The sequence below is a fragment of the Trichocoleus sp. FACHB-591 genome, from assembly GCF_014695845.1.
Lineage (GTDB): Bacteria > Cyanobacteriota > Cyanobacteriia > FACHB-46 > FACHB-46 > Trichocoleus.
Genome location: NZ_JACJPA010000087.1, coordinates 1 through 23,540 on the forward strand (window position 1 = coordinate 1; position 23,540 = coordinate 23,540).

At 50.1% G+C, this 23,540-nt stretch carries 13 protein-coding genes; 3 read left to right on the forward strand and 10 right to left on the reverse strand.

Features of this window, described 5'->3' with window-relative positions; genetic code table 11:
- Window positions 1–450: 450 nt before the first annotated feature.
- Together H6F90_RS15695 and H6F90_RS15700 are read right to left on the reverse strand one after the other, a co-directional pair.
- Entirely contained in the window at window positions 451–1,029 is a 579-nt protein-coding gene (locus tag H6F90_RS15695; protein WP_190553343.1) for a hypothetical protein, read from the reverse strand.
- 296 nt (window positions 1,030–1,325) lie between these two features.
- Window positions 1,326–1,913 (reverse strand): hypothetical protein, encoded by a 588-nt coding sequence (locus tag H6F90_RS15700; RefSeq protein WP_190553344.1) that lies wholly within the window; start codon window positions 1,911–1,913, stop codon window positions 1,326–1,328.
- A gap of 730 nt (window positions 1,914–2,643) precedes the next feature.
- On the opposite strand from H6F90_RS15700, the gene H6F90_RS15705 reads away from it, so the two are divergent.
- From H6F90_RS15705 to H6F90_RS15715, 3 genes are all read left to right on the forward strand, one after another.
- Window positions 2,644–3,189 carry a pentapeptide repeat-containing protein gene (locus H6F90_RS15705; protein ID WP_190441062.1) on the forward strand — a complete coding sequence of 182 codons (546 nt, stop codon included), beginning with the start codon at window positions 2,644–2,646 and terminating at the stop codon, window positions 3,187–3,189.
- 82 nt (window positions 3,190–3,271) lie between these two features.
- Entirely contained in the window at window positions 3,272–4,237 is a 966-nt protein-coding gene (gene pip / locus H6F90_RS15710) for a prolyl aminopeptidase (RefSeq protein WP_199295957.1), read from the forward strand.
- 227 nt (window positions 4,238–4,464) lie between these two features.
- Entirely contained in the window at window positions 4,465–5,214 is a 750-nt protein-coding gene (locus tag H6F90_RS15715) for a DUF928 domain-containing protein (RefSeq protein WP_190553345.1), read from the forward strand.
- A gap of 240 nt (window positions 5,215–5,454) precedes the next feature.
- Here the strand turns inward: H6F90_RS15715 and H6F90_RS15720 are convergent, their stop codons facing one another.
- The 8 genes from H6F90_RS15720 to H6F90_RS15755 form a co-directional block, all read right to left on the reverse strand.
- A complete protein-coding gene (locus tag H6F90_RS15720; RefSeq protein WP_304941006.1) occupies window positions 5,455–6,420 on the reverse strand; it encodes a glutathione S-transferase family protein in 966 nt (321 codons plus the stop codon).
- Between the two features lie 94 nt (window positions 6,421–6,514).
- Window positions 6,515–10,792: a PAS domain S-box protein gene (locus H6F90_RS15725; protein WP_190553346.1), complete on the reverse strand. Its 4,278-nt coding sequence runs from the start codon at window positions 10,790–10,792 to the stop codon at window positions 6,515–6,517.
- Window positions 10,793–11,024: 232 nt separating this feature from the next.
- A complete protein-coding gene (locus H6F90_RS15730) occupies window positions 11,025–11,630 on the reverse strand; it encodes a pseudouridine synthase (RefSeq protein WP_190553418.1) in 606 nt (201 codons plus the stop codon).
- A gap of 76 nt (window positions 11,631–11,706) precedes the next feature.
- Window positions 11,707–14,745: a CHASE2 domain-containing protein gene (locus H6F90_RS15735; protein ID WP_190553347.1), complete on the reverse strand. Its 3,039-nt coding sequence runs from the start codon at window positions 14,743–14,745 to the stop codon at window positions 11,707–11,709.
- A complete protein-coding gene (locus H6F90_RS15740; RefSeq protein ID WP_190441050.1) occupies window positions 14,726–15,565 on the reverse strand; it encodes a FecR domain-containing protein in 840 nt (279 codons plus the stop codon). The genes H6F90_RS15735 and H6F90_RS15740 overlap by 20 nt, the downstream gene beginning before the upstream one ends.
- A gap of 267 nt (window positions 15,566–15,832) precedes the next feature.
- Complete coding sequence (locus H6F90_RS15745) at window positions 15,833–18,649, reverse strand: hypothetical protein (protein WP_190553348.1); 2,817 nt, start codon at window positions 18,647–18,649, stop codon at window positions 15,833–15,835.
- Between the two features lie 40 nt (window positions 18,650–18,689).
- Window positions 18,690–22,304 (reverse strand): hypothetical protein, encoded by a 3,615-nt coding sequence (locus H6F90_RS15750; protein ID WP_190553349.1) that lies wholly within the window; start codon window positions 22,302–22,304, stop codon window positions 18,690–18,692.
- Window positions 22,305–22,561: 257 nt separating this feature from the next.
- Entirely contained in the window at window positions 22,562–23,533 is a 972-nt protein-coding gene (locus tag H6F90_RS15755; protein ID WP_190553350.1) for a DUF11 domain-containing protein, read from the reverse strand.
- Window positions 23,534–23,540: the final 7 nt, after the last annotated feature.

The following is a 23,540-nucleotide window of genomic DNA, read 5'->3' on the forward strand; positions in this document are numbered from 1 at the left end:
GTCAGCCAAGTTCGTCATCGTGTAGTTAATCGGACTGCTTAGTAAGTACTGGCAGTAATCCAGTTTGGTGAAGCTCATGCCTCTAGTTTATGTCTGTCTCTGCGTAAGTCCTGCTAACGTTGCCCATCACCCGCCGCAGATGCCCTCTACATCAAACTGATACTTTTTTGGCGGCCGGTGTGCATGGGCGTTATCAGCCTGCGATCGCTTCATAGCTTTCTATCAATAGCGTCAGAATCACCTCGTTGTACCAGGAACCATCCACCCAAGAACCGTGAACTAATAGGCTACTTTCGATTGTGCCCATAAGTATTTCCACAAACACAGAGTTGGTCACAAAGCATTTTCGATAGAGTCAGCCCTAGTGATCCAATGTTGGCCATTACCCACCCCAGTTATGCTTCCGTTTCCAGTAGATCTCCTTTCAGCGATCGAAGTGTATGGGTTTTGTCACGTAGCATTTTGAGCCAACTGCTTCAATATTTTTTCAACTTCTCGTGGATTACGAACTCCTAGAAATCCTATCTCTTCAGTTCTTTGATCTCCATCATTGTCTCTCCAGTGCCGAATCATAATAACTACATCACCCGTTCCATCTGCTCTTTCCTTCCGATATACATCTGTTAATTGCTTAGGCAGATAGCTTCTAATAGTAGTAGACCAACCACCCTGAATTGAAATAGCCCGTTGATCCGTAACCAAGTAAACTGTTCTTCGTACTGCTTGCCATGTCCATAGGGGAGTAGACAGGATTCCAAAACCAATCAGAACGAAAGGTATACCGAAAAGAGCAAACAGATACTCAGGTTGTAAACCTGCTTGTAAATCGGGGAGTTTAAACCCCAATGCCCCCCACATCCAAAATATGGCAAAGCTAGTCCAGGGAATACCAAACAAAACACTCACGATTAGAGATGCTGTGATCAATTGAGGCACAGGCTGATCAACCCATCTTATAAATTCTCCGGGCTGAAGCTCGTCATCTATTTTTCTGCGGACTTCTTTTGGTATACGTAAGTTGCTTAGCATAACGGGTTCTTTGCTTGTTAGGAACCTTTGCGAGAAACTAACTTTTTAACTAACGTTCCCGTTTATCCGCTGCTATTAACTTTTAGAACTCGACTACTATCTCTATACAGTTCGTGTGCAACGGAATTGCGATGCAGCGACCTCGTACCGATGTCACCGATTTTCGTAATACGATCGCAATATAATCTCACTCATCACACATAAAGAGCGATTGGAATCTAACCTTACTCGACACATACTCTGAGCGATCGCAATTCAACTCATCCATCATCTATCTTTTGGCGATCGCTCTACATTTATGCTCTTAAATACTTCTGAATAAACCAACCCTTCATTGCAGTTCCAGCAGAAACGAGCAGAAACAACGCAGGCATAAGACGAGTACCAGAGAAGGTGAATAAAATGCCTGCAAAACCAATTACCCACGATAAAAAACTAATGGCAAACCATCTCAGGTTCAAGTGCTCAGAGTTGAGACTGGCTCTATAGTGATTTCGGATTAAAAAGAATTGAGCTAACCCCAATGGTAGCCCACCTAAAAATGCCAACAACGGCAGGCTAAATATTAGAATAAGTGCTCCTTGGCCGCGCGTGTCAACACCAAGCAGGAGCAGGAATAGATCGTGCAATAGCATTATGAAGCAGCCAACTGCACTAGTTATAAAGAACCATTGATACGCAAATTGTCGCCCTTGGAACTTCCAGAATAAGATTGCTCCTTGTAGAGCTCCCAGTAAAAGCCAATAAGCCAGATAAACTGCAAGCGATCGCCAAATATCAAAATAGGCTGGATACCAATCCAATTGATAAAATCGGAGTACACTTGCTACTAGGCCCAAGCATGCAGGGCTGGCTAAGCCCCAAAAAACTAAAAATCTATTCATTATTAATTTACATTCTGAATTTCAGGCTGGGAATTTGCACTTAGCATGGTCGCACAATAATCGGCATTAAATGAATAGGCAGAGTTTTTTTATATAAATTTAGGCTCAGTACACAAATCAAAAAACGATTCACGATCGCAACCTCTATGCCAAAGTTTTTATAATGTGATCGCTGCTATCCAATCTCATTCAACCCACACTCTAGGCGATCGCTCTTTAAAGTTCTCATCTCTTTCGTTGAGTATTCTTTAGTCTAGGGATAAGGGTCTTTAAAGACCTACTAAATCAACTGAGTCCTTGAACTTTCAGGAGACCAGATCAGAATGGAGAGTCCTGCGAGTCTGCTGAAAACAGAAGTGACAATCGCCTCTGAATCCAGCCGCGATCGCATACTTTTGGCCTCAATGCGTTAGCTCAATGAAGCTACTTTTTCAGTGCAGTTGCCCCATAGATAAAAATTAATTTTCTAGCATCTGTCTAGAGAAGTACTTAACTGCTTCACATAATGACCCATTTAAGTGTTGGGCGCTACGCTCGCCTAGACCTAAACACGATCAAGGTCATACAGACAAGGCTGTGTCTTGGGTCTGATTTTTCTGTTGTTCGATTGTCATAGCGTGGAAGCAATGGCTCAAGCAGTGTGACATCCTGTGGATTAACCACTTGCGGTAGTGCGGATATCTTTTCTAGGATGCTGTTGCCTTTGCTAATGTAGCGAAAGGAGGGAGACATGAGTGCTGAAGAACTGATGCAGAGATATGCAGCGGGAGAAAGAGACTTTAGTGCGATCGCGCTCAGTGAGGCAATACTAGAAGGTGCAGACCTGAGCGGTGTGTTGCTATCTGGAGCATCTTTGGATGGAGCGAATTTACGCCGAGTTAACCTCAGCCATGCCGACCTCAGTGGCGCAGACCTCAACGGCGCAGATTTGACCCAAGCAGACCTGAGCGGTGCAGATTTGAGAGATGCCATTCTTGACGGAGCTACCTTAGAAGGAGCCATTCTAGATGGCGCGAATTTAAGCCAGGCTGATCTAAAAGTTGCCAACATTGTCCAAGCCGACCTCAGCCATGCGCGGCTCAGTCAGGCCAATTTAAGTGGCGCGAATTTAGAGGGAGCTGACTTGAGTGGTGCAGACTTAGCGATCGCCGATCTTCACCAGGCCAACTTGCATCAAGCTGCCTTAGAGGAGGCCAATCTCAGTGGTGCAAATTTGGCAGACACGAACCTAGAAGGCACGATTTTGGAAGGGGGCGATAGCAATTTAGCCACTTAATACAGATGCTCCAGTTGAGGTGGCTTGTTGTCAGAGGGCGATCGCTCGTACGCTAAGGAACGTCCCGCAAGAGCATATTTTCATGGCCGCTCAAATTCGTGAACTCTATCCCGCGATCGCCCCCTATCGCACCGGAACTCTACAAGTTTCTGATCTCCATACCCTTTATTTTGAGGAATCTGGCAACCCAGAAGGCAAGCCTGTCGTGTTTCTGCATGGCGGGCCAGGAGGCGGCAGTATTGCCCGCTATCGTCAATATTTTGATGCCACCCAGTGGCGAATTGTCGTCTTTGATCAACGCGGATGTGGTCGCAGCACACCTCATGCAGACCTACGAGAGAATACCACCTGGGATCTGGTGGAGGATATCGAAAAACTGCGATCGCATTTAAGCATTGAGCAATGGGTTGTCTTCGGTGGCAGTTGGGGCAGTACGCTCTCCTTAGCTTATAGTCAAACCTATCCAGAACGCTGTCTGGGTCTGATTTTGCGCGGTATCTTTATGCTGCGCAAAAAAGAGTTGCAATGGTTTTACCAAGAGGGAGCCAGCTATATCTTTCCGGATGCTTGGGAAGCTTATCTGCAACCCATTCCCCCCGAAGAGCGTCATGACCTGATTGCGGCTTATCATCGGCGCTTAACTAGCCCAGATCTACAGGTGCGTTTAGAGGCGGCTCGCGCCTGGTCGGTTTGGGAGGCAAGCACAAGTAAGCTATATCCCGATCCGGATTTGCAAGCGAGATTTGCGGAGTATGACTTTGCGGATGCCTTTGCCCGGATTGAATGTCATTACTTTGTGAATCGTGGTTTTTTTGAGCCGGAAGACCAACTCCTACAAAATGTTGATCGGATTCGTCATATCCCGTCGGTAATTGTGCAAGGTCGTTATGATGTGGTTTGCCCAATGATCTCAGCTTGGGAATTGCATCGAGCTTGGCCAGAAGCAGAGTTTATTGTCGTGTCGGATGCGGGACACTCGATGATGGAGCCAGGAATTCGTACGGCATTATTAGCAGCCACTGACAAATTTGCTGCTCAACCTTATTAAAGGGTGTCAATTCAAGCAGCAAAAAAGTGAATGCTAGCTCCAAGCGAACTCAACAGCGATCGCTCAAATTTCTTCATCCGGAAAACTTTGTCTTTTTTTGGTAAAAAATCCGGATTCTTCAATTCTCTCTTGTAAAGATTTTGTGAAGCTTTGGAGAAGTGGAAGAGATTTTTTAGGTTGTCCGTCATTTAGATCGCTGCTGTCATGTAGTCATCCGGGAGAGCACTATGTATCGGACAAAATCGTACGCAGCCTACACAGCCCTCTGTGTAGCTCTAATCTCATCCTTCGCACCGTTGGCTCTGCCAATGTCAGCGATCGCCAATTCAGTTAGACCTCCGGTCAAAGATGGCCCAGGAGGTCGCACTTCCGGTGGTTCTCGCCCTGGAGATTGCTTGGGACGCAACTCTATTACGGCTTTGATTCCAGCTGCCCAAACTAAAAGTCTCACCACCGATCGATATCCCACGCTCTTCTTCCACGTTCCGCCGACGACTGCTAAAACGGCTGAATTTGTTTTGCAGAACGAGAACAAGCAACAGGTGTACAGAACTAAATTACGATTGGCTGCACAACCAGGCATTGCCAGCTTTAAGCTGCCAGCGGTTGTCACATCTGGGCTCACAGCAGGTAAAAACTATCGTTGGTTTTTCTCAGTAGTTTGTAATGAAGCGGCACCTGATAAATCAGGCAATCCCTTTGTGATGGGATGGATTAAACATGTGAATCCTAGTCCTGCTCTGGTGCAGCAGTTGCGGCAAGCTAGCCCACGCGATCGCGTTGCTCTGTATAAACAATCGGGGTTCTGGTACGAAGCATTGAGCACCTTGGCTCAGTTGCGTCGCTCCTATCCTCGGGATGCGGCTTTAGCTGCCGACTGGGCTAATTTATTGGGATCTGCGGGTCTCAATCGCGTGGCTCGCGAACCCTTAGTGCAGTTCTCCGCCCTCGAACCCATTGACATCGCTCAGAAGTAACAGCAAGTCTAGAGGCTAGGTTCCTCGCTTCTAACAACCCGTAGAGGCATAGCATTCAGCCATCAAAGTACAACGTTAGTCCTAAATTTTGATCTGAATGCTATGCCCCGTGCAACGTTCATGCCAACAACTAGCCACGCTCTACCTTGAAGGGTTTAGCATTTGGAGCGAGATCTTATGTTTTTGGCATCTCCATTTATGCCCCAATGCTAAACCCCTACGGACCTCTGGAACTTCTCCCTAGGAAAAACGGGTGCGATCGTGGGGGGCATCAAAATCAATAATGGGGCCTTTCGGAACGATGCCTGTAGGATTCACTTTGGGATGGCTTTTGTAGTAGTGCAGCTTGATGTGGTCTAGGTAGCAAGTGGGTTTGACTTCTGGATGCTGATAAATATCTTTGAGGTAGTTCCACAGATTGGGATAGTCTACGATTCGACGCAGATTGCATTTGAAGTGGCTATAGTAAACAGCATCAAACCGCAGCAGTGTGGTGAACATACAAATATCCGCTTCTGTCAGGCGATCGCCGCAGAGATATCGTTGCTGGCTCAATACTTGCTCCCAATGATCGAGCGCGTCAAACAACTCGGTAACGGCTTCTTCGTAGGCTGACTGTTGAGTGGCAAACCCGGCTCGATACACCCCGTTGTTAATTGGTTGGTAAATAGCATCAATGGTTTGGTCAATTTGCGATCGCAGATCTTCAGGATAGAAGCTGGTCTCCTTTTGGGCGATCGCGCCAAACTCTGTATCCAACATGCGAATGATTTCGCGAGACTCGTTATTGACGATAGCGTTGGTGTGCTTATCCCACAACACAGGCACTGTGACTCTTCCCGTGTAATCACGTTCTACCTTAAGATAAATCTCGCGCAAATATTTCGTCTGATTCACCGTGTCAGGGATAGAGCCTGGATAATCGGAAAAAAACCAACCTTCTTCTCCCATCACAGGATCAACAGCGGAGAGAGTGATCACAGACTCTAAGCCTTTCAGTTGGCGCATGATAGCGGTGCGGTGCGCCCAAGGACAAGCCCAACAAACATAGAGATGATAGCGATCGGGTTCGGCCTTAAATCCACTCGAACCATCGGCGGTAATTTGGTGGCGGAACGTTGTGGAGGGCCGTAAGAAGCGGCCTTGCGTATCTTCTTGCTCCCGCTCTGTCATCCATTGGCCTTTCACCAACATGCCCAAACCCATGCTGACCTCCTGCTGCGTCAATTGTAGTGACTCTGGTTCAAGCCACCTCTGCTTCTCCCTCGATTATGAACCACGGCAAAATTTTTGTTGGGTCTTATCTTGAACTGATGTCGTTAGGAGTGAGAGGCAGTTCTACAGTGAAGCAGGTTTGTCTTGCCGCACTCTCTACCTCAATGCTGCCTCCCAAATATTCGGTAAGTTTTTGGACTAAAGCCAGCCCTAAACCTGTTCCGCCTTGCTTCCAGGGATCTGTGCTGGGCACCCGGTAGAACTTCTCAAAAATGTGAGGTAACTCCGCCGCAGGAATTTCGACCCCAAAGTTAGTCACCTTGAGCTGTATCCGCCCCGACGCTGGATGAGCAGAAACGACAATTTCTTCACCGGGTGGGGTGTACTTACAGGCATTGTTCAACAGTTCTGCCAGAATCCGGGTGAGGCTGGAGGAGTGAGAAAGAATGGGGGGTAGACGAGTGGGTAATTCTAGCCGTAAGCGTTGCTCTCGCCCTCGAGCTCGGTCATAAAAGGGTTGGGCGGCTCCCTGAATCCACTCTTGAAGCTGCACAATTTCTAAAGTTAAGGGTTGACTGCCCACCTCCAAGCGCTGCAAATCAAGCAGGTCATTAATTAAGCTGATCTCTCGATTGCACTCATCCTGCAAGACCTGCAAGTAACGAGCGGTTTTACCAGAGGCTGAGTTCAGACAGTTTTCACGATTCAGGCTCAGCTCCAACATCTGAATTGCCATTTTGATGTTGCAAACGGGAGTTCTCAACTCATGAGAAACGGTGCTGAGAAAGTCGTCTTTGAGCCGATTTAGCTTTTCTAGCTCTCGCACTTGCGCCTGAGCTTCTTGATAGAGTCGGGCTTGACGGATGGCGATCGCGCATTGATTCGTCACTTGCTGCACCAAGCGAATCTCTAACTCACTAAAGGCTGCCTCTCTATCTCGAAACAGCCACAGATCCCCGATCGCGCCTTGGTCATCAAAAATGGGGCAGGCCAACATCGATACCCGATCCCGGCAAGGATTCGGTACGATTTCGCAAAATTGAAAATGTTGTCCTTGCAGGAGTTGGCTGTATAGTTCGGGAAAATCTGCCATTTTTAACACTCGTCCCCAAGATGCAGGGAGCGAGGTGGTGTACTCATAGCAGATCGTGGAGGTTGTATAGTTAGCGTCGTAGAGGGCGGTATCGCAGCAGGCGACTTGCAACACTAGCGCTAGTTCTTGCACTGCAGTTTGCAAGATCTGACCTTCGTCCAAGCTATCGCGCACCTTATCTGTAATCCGCTTCAGCATGGCCTCAAAGTTGAGCGCTTGCTGCAATTGGGCGGTACGCTCCATCACTTGAGACTCTAGAGCCGAGTTGAGCCGTTGCACTTGCTGATAGAGTTCCGATTGCTGGATGGCGATCGCCACCTGAGTTGCTAACTCCTCTAGGAAATTTACTTCTTGAGGCAACCACTGCCGAGGCGCAATACAGTGATGAGCAACTAACAAGCCCCACAACTGCTCTCCCTGCATGATGGGCACGACCAAGCTGGCTTTTACTTGCAAAGCCGCCAACATCTGCACATAGCAAGGGTCAACCTCGGCAGCATCTAGATCGGCAATGGCTCTGATTCGAGGATAGGGGGCAGGGCCACTAGGCGGAGTAAAACAGCGATCGTGAATCACCCGACCGAGGATAGGTTGGCAACCCTCTGTTACGGATTCCACACTCACGCATCCACTACCATCCGGGTTAAACCGAAAAATAATGGCTCGGTCAGTCTGGAGAAATTGCCGCACTTCTGCCACGGTTGTATCGAGAATTTCTGCTAGATCCAGTGACTGATGGATGCGTTGAGCAATGAAGCGCATGAGCCGTTCTCGCTCTGTTTGCTTCTGCAAAGCCCGCTCAGCTCGTTTCCGCTCAGTGATGTCCCGTGAGTTGGTAACAATTCCCAAAACTGAGGGATCAGCGAGCAAATTTATCCCTGTGGATTGGATAAAGCGCCAAGTTTCATCTTTGTGCTGAAAACGAAACTCAATCGAAAGCGAAGGTAATATGCCTGCAACTAAATCTTGAAAGGCTTGCGCTACATGTTCCACATCTTCGGGATGAATCAGTTCTAGAGCATTCCTGCCGACTAGTTCCTGAGGCGAGTGCCCCATAATTCGCTCCACCGCTGGGCTCTGGTAGCGCACCGTGCCATCAGCTTCCAGAATGGCAATGATGTCAGAACTGTTTTGAATCAGCGATCGCCACTTAGCTTCACTCTGAGCTAACGCTGCTTCTGCTTGTTGGCGCTGAGTAATGTCCCGGAAGCTCCAAACTCGACCGACAATCTGGTTGCCTAAGCGCTGTGGTTTAGAGTAGCGCTCAACTACTCTGCCATCCTGAAATTCAATCAGGTCGTTCACTTCCGCTTCAGGTTGCGTTTGTAAGGCTTGGATCTTTTTCAAGAAGACATTGGGGTCTTTCATTTGAGCGGCCAAGAATTGCAAGCGCTCCTCACCCCGCGAAGCAGCCATCAATTCATCTGAAATTCCCCACATTTCCACCAGTTTGCGGTTGGCACACAGCACTTGACAATCTGCGCCAATGGCCATGATCCCGTCGGCAGTAGACTCCAAGGTGGCACGGAGCAACGCCAAGGATTGCTCTAAGGCTGCCCCTGCTTGCTTATAAGCTGTAACATCATGAACCACCACACACAAAAATGACCAGTAGTGGTTGCTGACGACATGGGCACTCACTTCCACTTCGATCAACGAGCCATCCTTACGACGATATTGGCGCTCCCCGATGAAATACCGCTTCTGAGTCAGAATGTGTTGAATATTTCGCTCGATGTCCGCGCGATCGTGAGCCACCACATCGTAGAGCGTTAAGGTTGATAGCTCCTCAGCGCTATAACCCAATAAGCTTTGGCAGGCAGCGTTGGTTTCTAACAACCGTTTGGTTTCTACATCGACTAAGAAAATTCCTTCTGCTGCTTGCTCAACTACGGCTCGATAGCGTGCTTCACTCATTTGCAGCGCAATTTCTGCTTGGCGACGCTCAGTAATATCGAGCATAACGCCCCGCAACTGCATAGGCTGAGCATCAGGTACGACCGTGATCATGTCTCGAAACCAGATGACTCGGCCATCCTGAGCGATCATGCGGTATTCCAGCGTGTGGTTGCGTCGAGCTTGGGTTTCTCGTTGGCAAGTCGCCATTACCCAGGCGCGATCGTCTGGATGGATGTGATGGAGCCAAAACTGCGAATCGCTCAGCCACTCAGCCAGCGGATAGCCCAAAATTCGCTCAGCTTTAGGGCTGACAAAGGAGAACTGAAGGCTCTCGGCCTCGCCTTCCCAGACAATCCCTTCGACTGAGTCTACGAGGTGTTGGTATTGCTGCTGCTGCGATCGCTGCAATGCCAATTCTGTCTGTCGCCGCTCTGTAATATCCAGGCCAGTACCAACGACGTATTCGACTTTGCCTTCTTTACCTACAATAGCTGTGTTAGACCAAGCAATTAAGCGAGCGGAGCCTGCTTTTGTGATCCAATAGTTTTCATACTCGTTGGGAAATAATCCTGATCGTAATTGGCTAAATGCAGCTTTGACACCTGCAATCTCCTCTGGCAAAAGCAGAACATCCCAGAAAGGAATGCCCTTGACTTCTGCAAACGTGTATCCAGTCATTTGCTCACAGGCACGATTGAAGCGAACGATACGTCCCTGAGGATCCAGAACCACAATTAAGTTAACGACGGTATCAAGCACAGCCGCCACAAAGTTGCGTTCTTGCTGGAGTCCTGCCTCTACTTGCTTCCACTCAGTAATGTCTTCACACAATAGCCGCACTGCCGTTACGGGTGAATTGCTAGAGCGGCTATCGTTGAGGTTAGTGGTTGGTTCGAGGTTTGGTTGCATAAAAGCGTCTGGTTGCACAAAAGCTTTCACCCATATCACCCTGCCATCCTTACAAACCTGGCGCAATTCCCAGTATTGATACTGAGTCATTTCTGTCTTTGCCCCTGCTTGCAGAGGTATGACATTTTGTAAGTACTCATTTAAATTTATTCGGAGGAAATCTTGGTCATCCGGATGGAACAAAGTAAAAACTGAGTTGCCGATTAGCTCCTGCACGCTGTAACCCAGACATGCTGCTCCCAGGAGATTCACCGTTGCAATTGTGCCTGTGGCATCTAAATCAAGCTGAATCGAGCTGCTTTGTTGGTAGAACGAGCGATATGGCTGCACTTCCCCGCGAGTCAGGTGTGAACTGGTTGAAAATACCTGATACTTATCACCTAAGTTCGGCGGTGGCAACTCATCTGAAGCGGCGGATTTAGCCAAAAACTGGTACCAACGCGGTTGTTGATTAGAAGTCATTAGGTCAACTAACAGATGAGGTGCAGACTGAATGAGGATGCAAGATTAAGGTGACAGAGCTCCCACTAGCCACTCAGTCGGCTAATCAGGTTCACAAGTTGTGGTTGTCAGTCATATCAGTATGCCGAAATCCCGGAATAGCAGGTCCAAGACTGAGTTTTTATAAAACAGTTTAACGATATTTTCACGGATACCCTATTGTATCTATTCAACTGCCGACCTTGGTTTGCAGTTAATTAAGTTTTGATCGAGGAAAGCAAAGCTGTTGTAAGCTCGCTTGCTCTGGTGGAGTCAGATCCCGCCATTGACCTGGCTCTAGACCGACTAATTGGAGATGGGCGATCGCGACTCGTACCAAGCGTAAAGTCGGGAATCCGACAGCAGCGGTCATGCGCCGCACTTGGCGATTTTTCCCCTCGGTTAAAGTGATCTCCAACCAAGCGGTTGGCACATTTTTACGAAACCGAATGGGTGGCTCGCGAGGCGGCAAAGTAGGTTCTGTGGGTAGCAATTGTACCTGAGCCGGGCGGGTACGATAGCCTTGAATCACGACACCCTGGCGCAACTGGGTCAGAGCTGCTGCATCGGGAACTCGCTCTACCTGTACCCAGTAAGTCCGGGGGTGCTGAAACTGCGGATCGCTTAAGCGGTGCTGGAGTTGACCGTGGTTGGTGAGTAACAACAAGCCCTCGCTATCTCGATCCAATCGGCCTACCGGATAAATCTCTGGCACTGGAATGTAATCTTTTAGCGTTGACCGAGGCGCTACAGAGCTATTGTCTGTAAATTGCGTTAATACGTCGTACGGCTTGTAGAACAGAAGGTAGCGATAAGGCACGAAAATTAAGCCCAAAACCCAGACCAACTATTGTGCCTGATCATGTACCCGATCATTTGCCCAATCATTTGCCTGCTCAGGCTCGCACTTGTTGCCGTTCTGCTTGCAAAGCTACTTCTACTTTCTGGTATTCTGCCTCCAACTGCGCCAACCATTCATTCTGAATCGCGATCGCCACCTCTGGATTTAGAGATTCTATGGTTTGGCAAATCTGACAGAGCGTGATGGCACCTAAAGTAGTGCTGGTGATTCTAAGGGTGTGGAGGGCATGCTTCAAGGCTGTGGTGTCTTGGATGGTCCAAGCGGCGGCGATCGCTTGCAAGAGTTTAGGAGTGTCTTCCAAGTAGGTGTCGATCACCTCTTGCAACAAAGCTTCTGCTTCTTCTCCGCCTAATTCGCGGAGTTCCTCTAGGGCTTTTGGATCGATTACGACTGTAGATTCTACGGTTGAGTGATGTGTTTTCAATCCTGCTTGAGGTGGACAACGGAGTAACGCCTGAATTAGTTCTTCGGTCCGAATCGGTTTAGTGATATAGTCGTCCATTCCTGCCCGGAGACAGGCTTCGCGATCGCCCTGCATGGCATTAGCGGTCATGGCGACTAGTCGCGGTCGCTGGCTCGGTGACCATAATCGACAGATATGCCGAGTCGCGGTCAAACCATCCATTTCAGGCATTTGCACATCCATCAGCACGACATCGTAGGTTTGACGATGCAGCGCGTCTAGCACTTCCAAGCCATTGCCAGCGACATCGGCGCGGTAACCCATTTTTTCGAGCAGACGTAAGGCTACTTTCTGATTTACTACATTGTCCTCAGCCAGGAGTAGACGGAGGGGATGGCGATCGCCTAATCCGCGATCAAAAGTAGGAGCCGCCTGAGTACCGCTAATCGGAATCGGTTGGGCTCCCATCACTTGCAAAAGCGCATTGTAAAGCTGCGTTTGTTTTACTGGCTTTGTTAAAAAGGCAGCAAACTGGGCGGCGATCGTCTGAGCGTTACCTTCTGGGCGACCCAAAGATGTAAGCATCACCAACGGTAGGTATTGGCATCCGGGTAGCTTGCGGATTTCTCCTGCCAACGTGACACCATCCATCTCTGGCATCTGCATATCTAAAATGACCAGATCAAATACTTCTTGCCGTAGGCGATCGAGCGTGGCCGCTCCAGACTCAACTGTTTCAGGCAACATCTCCCAAGACTGCGCTTGCAAGGACAAAATCTGGCGATTGGTCGCGTTGTCATCCACAATCAGCAATCGCTTGCCAGCCAACTGATCTGGAGCGGATGCCACTTGGCTGGGAACTAGCTCTGGTACTGCTTGGGCTAAAAAGGTGAAATAGAATGTTGAACCTTGGTTTAACTGAGTTTCTACCCACATGCGCCCCCCCATCATCTGGGTGAGCCGTTGACTGATCACGAGACCTAGCCCAGTGCCACCATATTGGCGCGTGGTAGAAGAGTCTGCTTGGCTGAAGGACTTGAATAAGCGATCGAGGCGATCGGGCGGAATGCCAATGCCTGTATCTTTGACCGCAAAGCAGATCTCATATTTTTTGCTGTTGTCTTTTGGGGGCTGTCGCCGATCAATCCGCTGCAATCGTGAATGGGTGACTACCCCCGCCTTAACTGAAACCACGACTTCTCCAGCGTGAGTAAACTTGACTGCGTTACTCAGCAAATTAACCAAGATCTGCCGAATACGGGTGATGTCGCCGACCAAGTACTGAGGCACTTCTAGATCAATCCAGTAGGCTAGCTCTACATTTTTCTCCGAAGCTCTGGGAGCAAGCAGATCCAGGCACTCTTCAATGCAGGTGCGTAGTTGGAATGGTTGCTCCTCTAGCTCTAACTTGCCTGACTCAATCTTAGAGAAGTCCAGAATGTCGTTAATAATGGTCAGGAGGGCGTCGCCACTGCTGCGGATCGTTTCCACAAAGTCCCGCTGTTGCTCGGTCAATGGCGTATCCAGCAACAAACCTGTCATCCCAATCACGGCATTCATCGGTGTCCGAATTTCGTGGCTCATCGTTGCCAGAAACTCACTTCTTGCTTTTAGCAAGGAGTTAACCCTGAGGCGATCGTGCAGGACGACCGCTCCTGTGGTTACCGTAGCTAGGACCAAAGGAGCCGCTACTGGCACCCAGTAACCTGCTTCAAACAATAGCAGGCTGACCATACCCCAGCTCAAACAAGCACCGATCCAGATGCCAATTTGCTGACTGGTATTCCCACGACTCAGGATCCAACTGAGGCCAGGTCCAGCAACTAGTAACAACCAACTCCAGTCTTGAGCTGGACGGTGTAGCCAATTTTGCTGCAAAAGATTACTGACCACAGCAGCATGGAGATGGACACCACTAGCAGAGGGATTGCGATTGAAGGGCGTGGGCAGGGGATCAAAGCCGATCGCAGTCATGCCGACTAAGACAATTTTGCCCTGGAAAGCCGTGTCAGGCACTTGTCCCGCTAAGACGGCTGCATAGGAGTAGTGCTTGAGGCCACGCACTGAACCAGGCCAATTGACCCAAAGTGGTTGGTCTAAAGGTGGGAGGCGGACAGGTTCCTGAACTAAGGAATATACTTGCACCGTCGCTAAACCCAGAGCTAGCACTCCTCTGACTTGGGGTTTAATACTGCGAGTGACACCGTCGGCATCTTCTTGTTTGAGTACATGGCCGACATCAAGTGCAGCAGTCTTTAAAGGGGGACTAATGTGCAAGAGAGCGCCAAGATAGTCCCAACCTTGGGCTAACAGAACTTGGCCTTGATCCTGCATTGCAGCTGCTAATTGGGCATCTTGTGGGCTGGGTTCTGACAAAACTACGTCAAAGGCGATCGCGCTGGGTTCGGCTTTCGTTAATCGCTGCAATAACTGCGTGTGGTACTGGCGAGGCCAAGGAAAGAGACCAAATTTTTTGATACTAGGTTCATCGATCGCGACGATGACCACGCGCTCATCCCAGGCTTGGTCCCCCCGCAAGCGAAATAACAACCGATAGGATAATTGCTCTAAAGGCTGCCAAGCTCCTACTTCTAGTAGACCAACCACAATGAGAGCAGTGATGCCACCAGGTGACAGTCGCAACCCCCATTCACGGAACTGCCAATTCATAAATTTGCTGTTTCCCCAAGGGAGTTCTGACTACGGCCCGAATCCGGCGCTCTCGCGGCAGTGCAACTCTGACATCAAACTGACCTTCGCGATCGAGGCTCAGGGGTTGATCATTCACTAATACCAGATTAACAACATCCACCTGACCAGCAATTTGAGCTTGGTTGTTGCCAACGGCCTCTAGAACTTGGAGTTGCAACCGCGTGTCTTCCCGCAAAGGAGTCGGGGGTAAGGGGGCTTCTCCAGGAATGACTAAACTTTGAAACCCAGCTTGGATCGGCACGCTGGCTCCTTGAGCGATCGCTGCGACTTTACCTTCTAAGGTGGCAACCCCAGTTTTACCGTCTGGCTGCACACTCACCCCGAATTCCGTGCCACGAACTGCGCTTAAACCAGCGGGAGAAAGGATTTCTAGGCGGGACGCTGGATTGGTAAACTTTCTCACTTGGAGGCGGGCTTGTCCTCCAGTCACTTGCAGCTTGGTGACTTGTCCGCCAGTCGCTAGCCGCTCTAGCTGTAGTACGCGGATGTTTGTATTTTCTGCAACTTTAATGAAACCAATGCCAGTATCTACGGCTAAAACTGCACTAGACTTCGCGCCAGTTTGAATACCCTCTCCTACCGCTTGAATGCGACTGCCATTGCGAGCGGGTTGAGATTTTTGGCCTTGGTAGAGGCTGACTGTCCCTTGAATCTGCCGCACCTCCAACCAACGATTCACCCGCACCTTTAAGGATTGGGCGATCGCCAAGTCAGCAATGGTCAGCAGGCTAATTCCTAATACGAATAGGAGAAGTAATTGCACCCAAGTCCGTTTCAAAGCCAGTTCCTCAGTGTTCAGCTTATTGACGTGATTGACGACGTAGACACAAGCAATGGTCCCACAGGCTGTCTAGGTTAGTAATATGCTCAGGCTGGTGTAGCTCAATTTCGCGAGTGCAGAAGTGAGGACTAACCATCTTTTAATCATGCCCAGTCGTTACCGTACGGCTACATTTAAGCTGTTATATTCTTTACCTAATCTGTAAAGAAATACATACATCAAGCATTTGGATGAATGTTTTGGTTGGGCGATCGCTACCGATGCTTAATCAATCCTGACCCGGAAGCGCACAAAGCCAAAGTTTTGGCCAGGAGTATTAGAGATTTCTCCTAAGTTGACAATGACAGAGCCGTTGGTATTGCCCTGCGCATTAGCCGGGCAAGCATTGCCATTGGGTAAAGGTGCTAAAGGGGTAAAGAAATTTCCCTCATCAGTGTCAGCATTATTCGTCAGCGATTTCTCGGCGCTGGCTCGGTTCAGCTGTAACCCACTACCTGTACCAAAGCGATCGCGGGCAAAGGTGGTTCTGTTAGGAATGGGATCGCAGAGGCTGGCAGCGGTTGCAGGAGTTGTGCCATCAGACAGAAAGTAAAGCGTATATTCAACTGAATCTCCACTGCGTAAAGACAGCGAAGTTGGTAGATTGACCTCGCCAACCGGAGACAGTTGAGCCCAGCCAGGAGCCGTATCGGTGGTATCAGTAGGATCATCCACAAAGCGATCGAACGTTTGAGTTCTGCCTCCTTGTTCTACGGCTGTAATTCGTTTGAGTAAGCGCAGTTGGGGCTCTCCTACAGGAAGTGGTTCTGGCTGAACGGGGGTTGGTTGGTCTTCATCAGGATTAGTATCACCGTTGGGGTCAGGGTTGGTGCCATTGGTAGATTGATCCGTAATTATCGTTCCTCCTGGGCTAGTACCCCTACCTGTGACCGTATTGCTAAAGGAGCCAGGCTGACCATTCGTTGTCACCTGAACACTAAAAGTTACGGTGGCTGTTTGTCCTACCGCTAAATTAGTAGTGCCTACTAAGAGATTGGGGTCGCTGTTGCCGTTAAAAGCAGAGTTAACCGCTAGAGTGGGGCTGGTGGGAGCCGCAGCAATGGTGAAGGTAGTGGGAGGCCCAAACGTGCTGGTGAGGTTTTCGACGAGTTGTAGATTATTGATGGGGACATTGCCCAGGTTGCTGACGGTGACGGTGTAAGGCACAGTAAACACGCCGTTACCGCTGTTAACCACTGCGCCTGCTTGTTTCGCAACACCAAGCTTGGGAGTTTCGCCAAAGCTAACCACAGTTGGTTGTCTTTCCTCGGGGATGGTATCACCATTGGGGTCAGGATTTGTGCCATTGGTGGATTCATCTTGAGCTGGTATCCCTCCTGGCCCAGTACCGGTGCCTACAACTGTGTTGTTGAAAGGACCTAGCTGACCATTCGCTGTAACCTGAACACTAAAAGTCACGGTAGCACTCTGCCCAACTGCCAAAGTTTGATTGGCAGCTAAGAGATTGGAGTCACTGTTGCCGTTAAAAGCAGGGTTGACTGCCAAGGTAGAACTCGTTGGGGCAGCGGCAACCGTGAAAGTGCTAGGAGGTCCAAATGTTTCCGTCAGGTTCTCGGCTAATAGCAGACTATTGATTGGTACATTGCCCAGGTTACTGACTGTGACGGTATAGGGAACGGTGAAAACCCCATTGCCATTGTCAACTACTGTCCCTGCTTGCTTAGCAACGCCAAGCTTTGGTGCGGCAATAAGAGTCACTGGAGTTGGGTCATTTTCTCCGGGCTCATTTGGGATACCATTGCCATTCGGGTCAGGGTTGGTGCCTGCATCAGACGTATCTTGCACAGTGGTGTTGCCTGCATTCCCAGTGGCGATCGCGCTGTTGTTGAAAGGACCCAATCCTTGGGGACCTGCTCCGGGCGTGATAGTGACATTAAATGTAATTGTGGCAGTGTCACCGGGTTGCCCAGTGGCGGCTAACGTATTGCCAGGCGCGAGAATGTTGCGATCGCTACTGCCATTAAAGTTGGGGTTGACGCTTAACGTTGGGCTTTGCGCTCCAGAAACGACAAAGCCAGCTGCGTTGGCAAAAGTTGTAGCTAGGTCGTCTGTAACTTGCAAATTGGTAATGGCATCGGTTCCATAGTTACGGACGGTGAGGCTGTAGGGCACGGTAAAAGTGCCATCGGGATTGCTAACCGCTGTGCCCGCTGCTTTGGCTATGCCGATGTTCGGAAGGCACTGTCGCAGCCCGATCGCGGTATGACCGAAATCATCCCCATTCACGGTATTGGCACGATCGACGATCGCCAGAGTGATGCTGGTATCCGTCGGCAGCGTCGTAAACGAGAATTGCACAGGCAGCCATTCACCCCCTAACCCATTAGGCACGCTGCGAGGCACAGAAATTTGCGGACCCAGGTCAGAGGCAGTGTTCCCCCGTTTAATCTGTAATTGAATTTGTGGGTTAGCTGCTTCGGCGTTAGCGGTAGCGCTCAGTAGATTATCAAAGTAGGCAATAAAGTTATAGGTCGTGTTGGGAGTAACCGTTACTGTTTGCTGCCAAATAGTCGGATTTATGAATTGTCCCCGTCCCGGTGTACGTTCGATACGGTTTCCCTGTAAATCTTCGTTGGGATTGGAATAAAGAAATGTGTTGGATGGTGGTGCACCATTCTCAAGGTCGCCTGGAAAAACCGGAGTTGCTTGCCTACTGACTACAACGCCATTGGCATAGATAACTGGCCCAGTCTGAATGGAGATGCCGCCTAGTGGCCCCCTTGGTCCCAAAGGACCATTCACTCCTCGGTCGTCGGGATAAACCGCATCGCCTCGATAGGGCAAATCACTCGTAAAGCCTGCGGCGGGGTTAATGTTTGGCTCAGAGCCCCCGCCTAGGATGTTGTAGTTACCATTAAAAACTAAGTTATCAGAACTCAGAATGGTACCGGCTGGACATTTGGATCCAAGGGAAGTTGCTTGGGCGGAAGCTTTTTCTGTAAAAGGTTCGAGACTAGCTACAACGAAAGGAATGACGAGGGCTACACGAGTTAGGCGACGCAGTGCGGGTACGGCAGACATAGCTAAATTAATTCACTCCTCTGACTGGTTGCTGGCGGTGCTATGGGTTGGTGTTTGGCATGGGTGCAACGGGAGCCAAGGCTGTCGGGTTCACTTGGGATTCCTGCTGCTGACGGGGAGTAGTTTTTTGCAGACCAAAGCCATCAAACAGTTCATTTAGTTTTAGGTTTAAGCCCAAGTACAGGCCACCGCGAGAGCGATCGCCGTTGAAGTCGCGATCGTCTACATCACCGAAACTATATCCGGCGGCCAGTCGTAGATTTGGGGTGAGATAGTAGCCCGCTTCCACCACCCAACCCAGTTCGCTGTAGTCGGTGGCAGGCTGAGTGAGCCAACGGACTTCTCCAACTACATCCATGCGATAGCCCAAGCGGTAAGTGGTGCGTAATTGCGCCAAAGAAATGGTGTTGGTGTTGGATAAGTCTTGGGCGCGGTAGGAGGTGCTGTTTCGTAGCGCGTACTTACCGTAGAACTCCCAGCGCCAATCGGGAGCGTAAATGGCTTCTGCGGCAAATAAGTGATCAGTGGCGTCATCATCGCGTCGCCCAAACAGAAAGGTTTCTGGGGAAGTAGCAGGGTTAAGGCGGTACTCATAGCGCAGCAGAGCATTAAAGCGATCGCTCCGAGGATCGCGGTAGGCCAGACCCAGCTTCAGATTGGCTGTATCTCCTAAAACTGCTAGGAGTTGATTGGAAGCGCTGGCTTGCTGGTAACGCGCCAAGGCTGTAAGAGCAGGAGAAACTTTCCCGGCGGCAGCGGCGGAAATCACTGTATTGCTTCCGGCTGACGAGGTGCGATGCTCAAAGCGGGCGCTGGCTTTGAGATTGGGGTTGTCGGTGTATTCCAGTCCCACGCCATAACTATCGCCAGAGAGCAACCCTAATGCCGCAGCACCCTGACCTGTAGCAAAGGGTTGGGCAAAGCGTTCTCCGGCGGCAGTACGTCCAAACAAATTGCTAAAGATATGCTCATAGCTCAAGTTCAGGCGCAAGCCAGGAGCGATCGCCCAGCGATGATTTAAGCCAACTGCCCCTTGTCCAGTAAAGCCATTGAACCCACTCAGGACGGAGTAGCGTCCAGTGATGCTGGTGTTTTCTGAGAAGTAATGCTCCAGAATCGTATCAAGGCTGGTAATGGAGGTATCTCCTAGCAAGCCACCGGAAGAGAATTGATGCGCTAAGCGAACTGTCACACCCGGATAAGCCGCCCAATCTAAGCCGAAGGTGGTGCGATCGGGATAAAGGGGGTCAATGTCGCCTAGATTCAGTTCATTTTGGGCTTTGAAAGTTAAGCTTTCCGTTAAGGGCAGACCGAAGCGAGAGACCAGTTGGCTAGCGTCACCCTCAAAGAGTTCGGGGGTAGCGCGGTCTTCACGATCGCGGTTCAACCACTCCAGACTTAAATCTGCTGAGCCGAGCTTTTGCTGAATACCTGCACTGAAAGTGGTTAAGGTATTGTTGACGGCGCTCCCTGGAATTGGCTCAGGCGCAGGGTTAAACAAATCTGGAATGGTCGTGCGTACCAGCGGCGCAATCCCGTAGTTAGTCTCGCGATCGAACAAGAAGCTGAGTTTTGTGGTCTCACTCAAGGCTGTGGCTAATGCCGCACCGTAGCGAGTTTGTCCAGGAGTAAAGCTAACGGTGGCATTGTTATTGAAGCCTTCATCCACCGAGCGATAGTAAGCTTGACCTGCGATCGCGGAGGTGATCTTGCCGGAAAGTTCTAGGCGATAGGCCGATCCTGTGAGGTTGCCGCGAAATAGCGAGTCATAATTAGAGCGCGCCACCTCACCCACCAGTTGCCCATCAGTGCCGAGGGGAAAGAAGAAATCCAGGCCGTACAGTTCAAAGTCTTGTGCCCCTTGGTCTTCGCGTAGATAGCTAAACCCTGTCCAACTTTCGCGATCGAACTCCCGTGAGAAGTTGTACTGGAGCCGTCCGGCGTAGAGATTGGTATCGCCGTCACCAGCGGTTTCGTGCTGGTAAGTGACGACAATGCGACGGACTAAGCTCTGGCCTAGCGGGTTGAGTTCTACCGCCAGAATCGGACGACGGAATATCAAAGAGCCGCGATCGTAGTCAATTTCGTAGTCAGGGCCGCGATTTAGAGATTTGCGCTCTAGGACGGTGCCCGGACGATTAATTTCTTCGGTTTCGAGAAAAACGTTTTCGCTACCAGGGATGACTAAGCGACGAGACAAGAAGTAGTAACCACTGGTCCCATCTGGCACCAAAGTATCTCGCTGAAACCCTTGAATGTTGTTGCCATACAACAGCGTAGCTTGCAAATTGCCCAGGTTGTAGTTGCCCTTAAAGCCATGCAACTGCCGGTTCGTCGCGGTGAACAACTGCGAAGTTCGAGCAAACTCTAGGGTGTTGTAATCGCCCCACATGCCGTAGTCTGGCTCTGCCCCTGCCACGGGAGACGTGCGCTCAAAGCGGAGATACACACTATCGGTAGAAGGCGTGAGATAAGTCGAGGTAGAACTGTCGCCGTAAACTGGGTAGTTCTGCTCACAAAACTGGATATCTCGGAACAGTCGATTAGTGCCATCGCAAGTTTCGTTCAGCGATCGCTGGCTATTATAGGCTCCGGTAAACAACCACTCCCCGACTGCACCAATGCCAAACACCGCCACATTCACATCAACGCGGGTGTCGTCATCGAGCAGTTCTGGGTCTAAAAAGTCGCGGAAACTGTCGTAGAAGTCGGTGCCCCCTGGCCCAATTCGCAGATTGACCGAACCCGTGACCAAGGAGGGACGTAGGTTCGTAATGAACTCAACTTGGGTATAGGCTTCAACTTCTTCTGGTTGCCAAGTAGAAGTGACAAGTCCTCCAGTCGGTTGCAGTAAAGCTTCGGTTTCTGGCGATCGCTCCGACTCGTCTTCTAGGTCTACAGCTGCTCGGACTCTAACTTTTTGAGCTTCTAAGCTGGACTGTAGTTGGGCCGTAAACTGCCCTTGTTGCACCACAACCTGAAAACCAGGGCGATCGCGGTCTTGATCGGCTCCGACAAACTGACCCGCGCTAGCCGTGAGCGTGGCGATCGCGTTGATCGAAATTAATTCACCTTGCTCATTTAAGAGGCGACCTTGCAGCGTCACGGTAGAACGACCATCAGCAATCACACGAGGATCATCAACCGAAGCGATTTCTAGGCGAATCGCGCTGGTTTTGTCAGAGCTAACTGCTGGCAGAGTGGGGACTGTAGCGTCAGGGGAGCTGCTGGCTGGACTCGTTGGGCCGTTACTAGCTGGGTTTTCTGATGCCTCAGGACTTTGGGATTCTGGGGAATTTTCAGTCGTCTGCGCGGTGAGTGGCGGTAACTCTACGCTAGGTACAGGAGCAATCAAACCTGAGGGCTTAGCGTCACCGATGTTTGAGCTAGGTTCGCTTTGAAACTCTGCTAATTCAGAAGAATTCGCGATCGCAAAACCAGTTTTGTCCGGATCAAACTGGATCGAGTCTGTAGAGATAAATGAAACTGCAGCAGGCTGCCCTGGAGGCTCTGGTAGCTGTAAGGATTGAGATTGTATTGAGGGCTGAAGCACCTCAGTGCCGTGCACAGGAGCCGTAATGCCCAGCGCTCCTACAGCAGTGGTCAATAAACTTAGACGAATGATCGCCTTGCTCGAAAGAGCTGTCCCTCTCATATATTTGGTCCGCCAATAGTAGAGCGAATCGCTAAAAATGCTGCTCCTAAAACCCAGAGCCGAGCATGAAATGAAGGAACACCCGATGGCAATCAGCAAAAACAGTTAAGCAGTCTAGCTAAGACAGCGCTCCTGTTCCAGTACATCTACTGAGAGATGCAGCAAGGGCAATAGACTATCAGTCTCTGTGTACTGCTGTCAAACCTTGTAAGGGTTTGCTCCGCAACTGGGCTGCGAAAGATTGAGGCAAAACTTGGCTACCGAGTGGATTGTTCGCCAAAGGCTGGAGTGACCGCAAAATTCATGCGAGCTAAGCCACCGGGTGACAAGCGAACCAGCCGAGATTGGCTATTGGCCTCAATTCGGTAAAGATTGGGCGCGAGCGTATAGCCTGGTAAGCTGCTCAAATCAATGGCTCCGGTGCGGTTGCCAGCGATCACATTAGCGACTGAAAATAAGCCGTTTGGGTCGGTGACAATGCGATTGCCATCATCCATAAAAACGACCGCATTGGGAACTCCTGGTTCTCCTGGTTGCTGTTCGCCATCAAAGTTTTTATCCACAAAGACTCGTCCTAGAATTGTGCCGCAATCGGACAGGATACCAGGGCGAATTCTGACCAGGAAACTGGCAGTGTTGCTCTGGATCTCACGGGTACCCGTGTTGCCGATCGCGGAAGCTAGGTTACGACCACTGCCTCGAATCGCGTCAGGGGTCAAGACTACTGAGTAGGTGAGGTTAAGAGTTTGCTGGGGCGCGAGACCATTGGGAACGGCGATCGCGATAGTGCGATTGTTAGTAGTTGGTTCTGGCAGAGCGACTGGGGTCGTAGTTGTGCCACTGCCCACTGTGCCTTGCAGAGACTTACCAACGAATTGCATACCCAGCGGCAACACGTCTTGCACAACTAAATTGTTAACAGCGGCTGTACCTGTATTGCGAACTAGCAAACGGTAGGTGACAGTGTCTCCGGGTTCGGCGGCAGAGCGATCGCCTGTTTTCACCACTTCTAGATCTGCGACATCCGTTACAGCGGTGAACGTCGTGGAATTGGACGGCACCGTTCTAGGCGTGTCGCTATTGGGCGCTCTGAAGATGACAGAACCTGTGTTAGAAATTTGTAGCGTTTCCTGAGTCACGCCTGGTAGAACCTGAAGTAGCGCTACTCCGGGTAGAAGCATGGTCAAAAGCCAATGCCTGTGTTGCCACAGCGGTATCAACCCTTTCATTCGATTT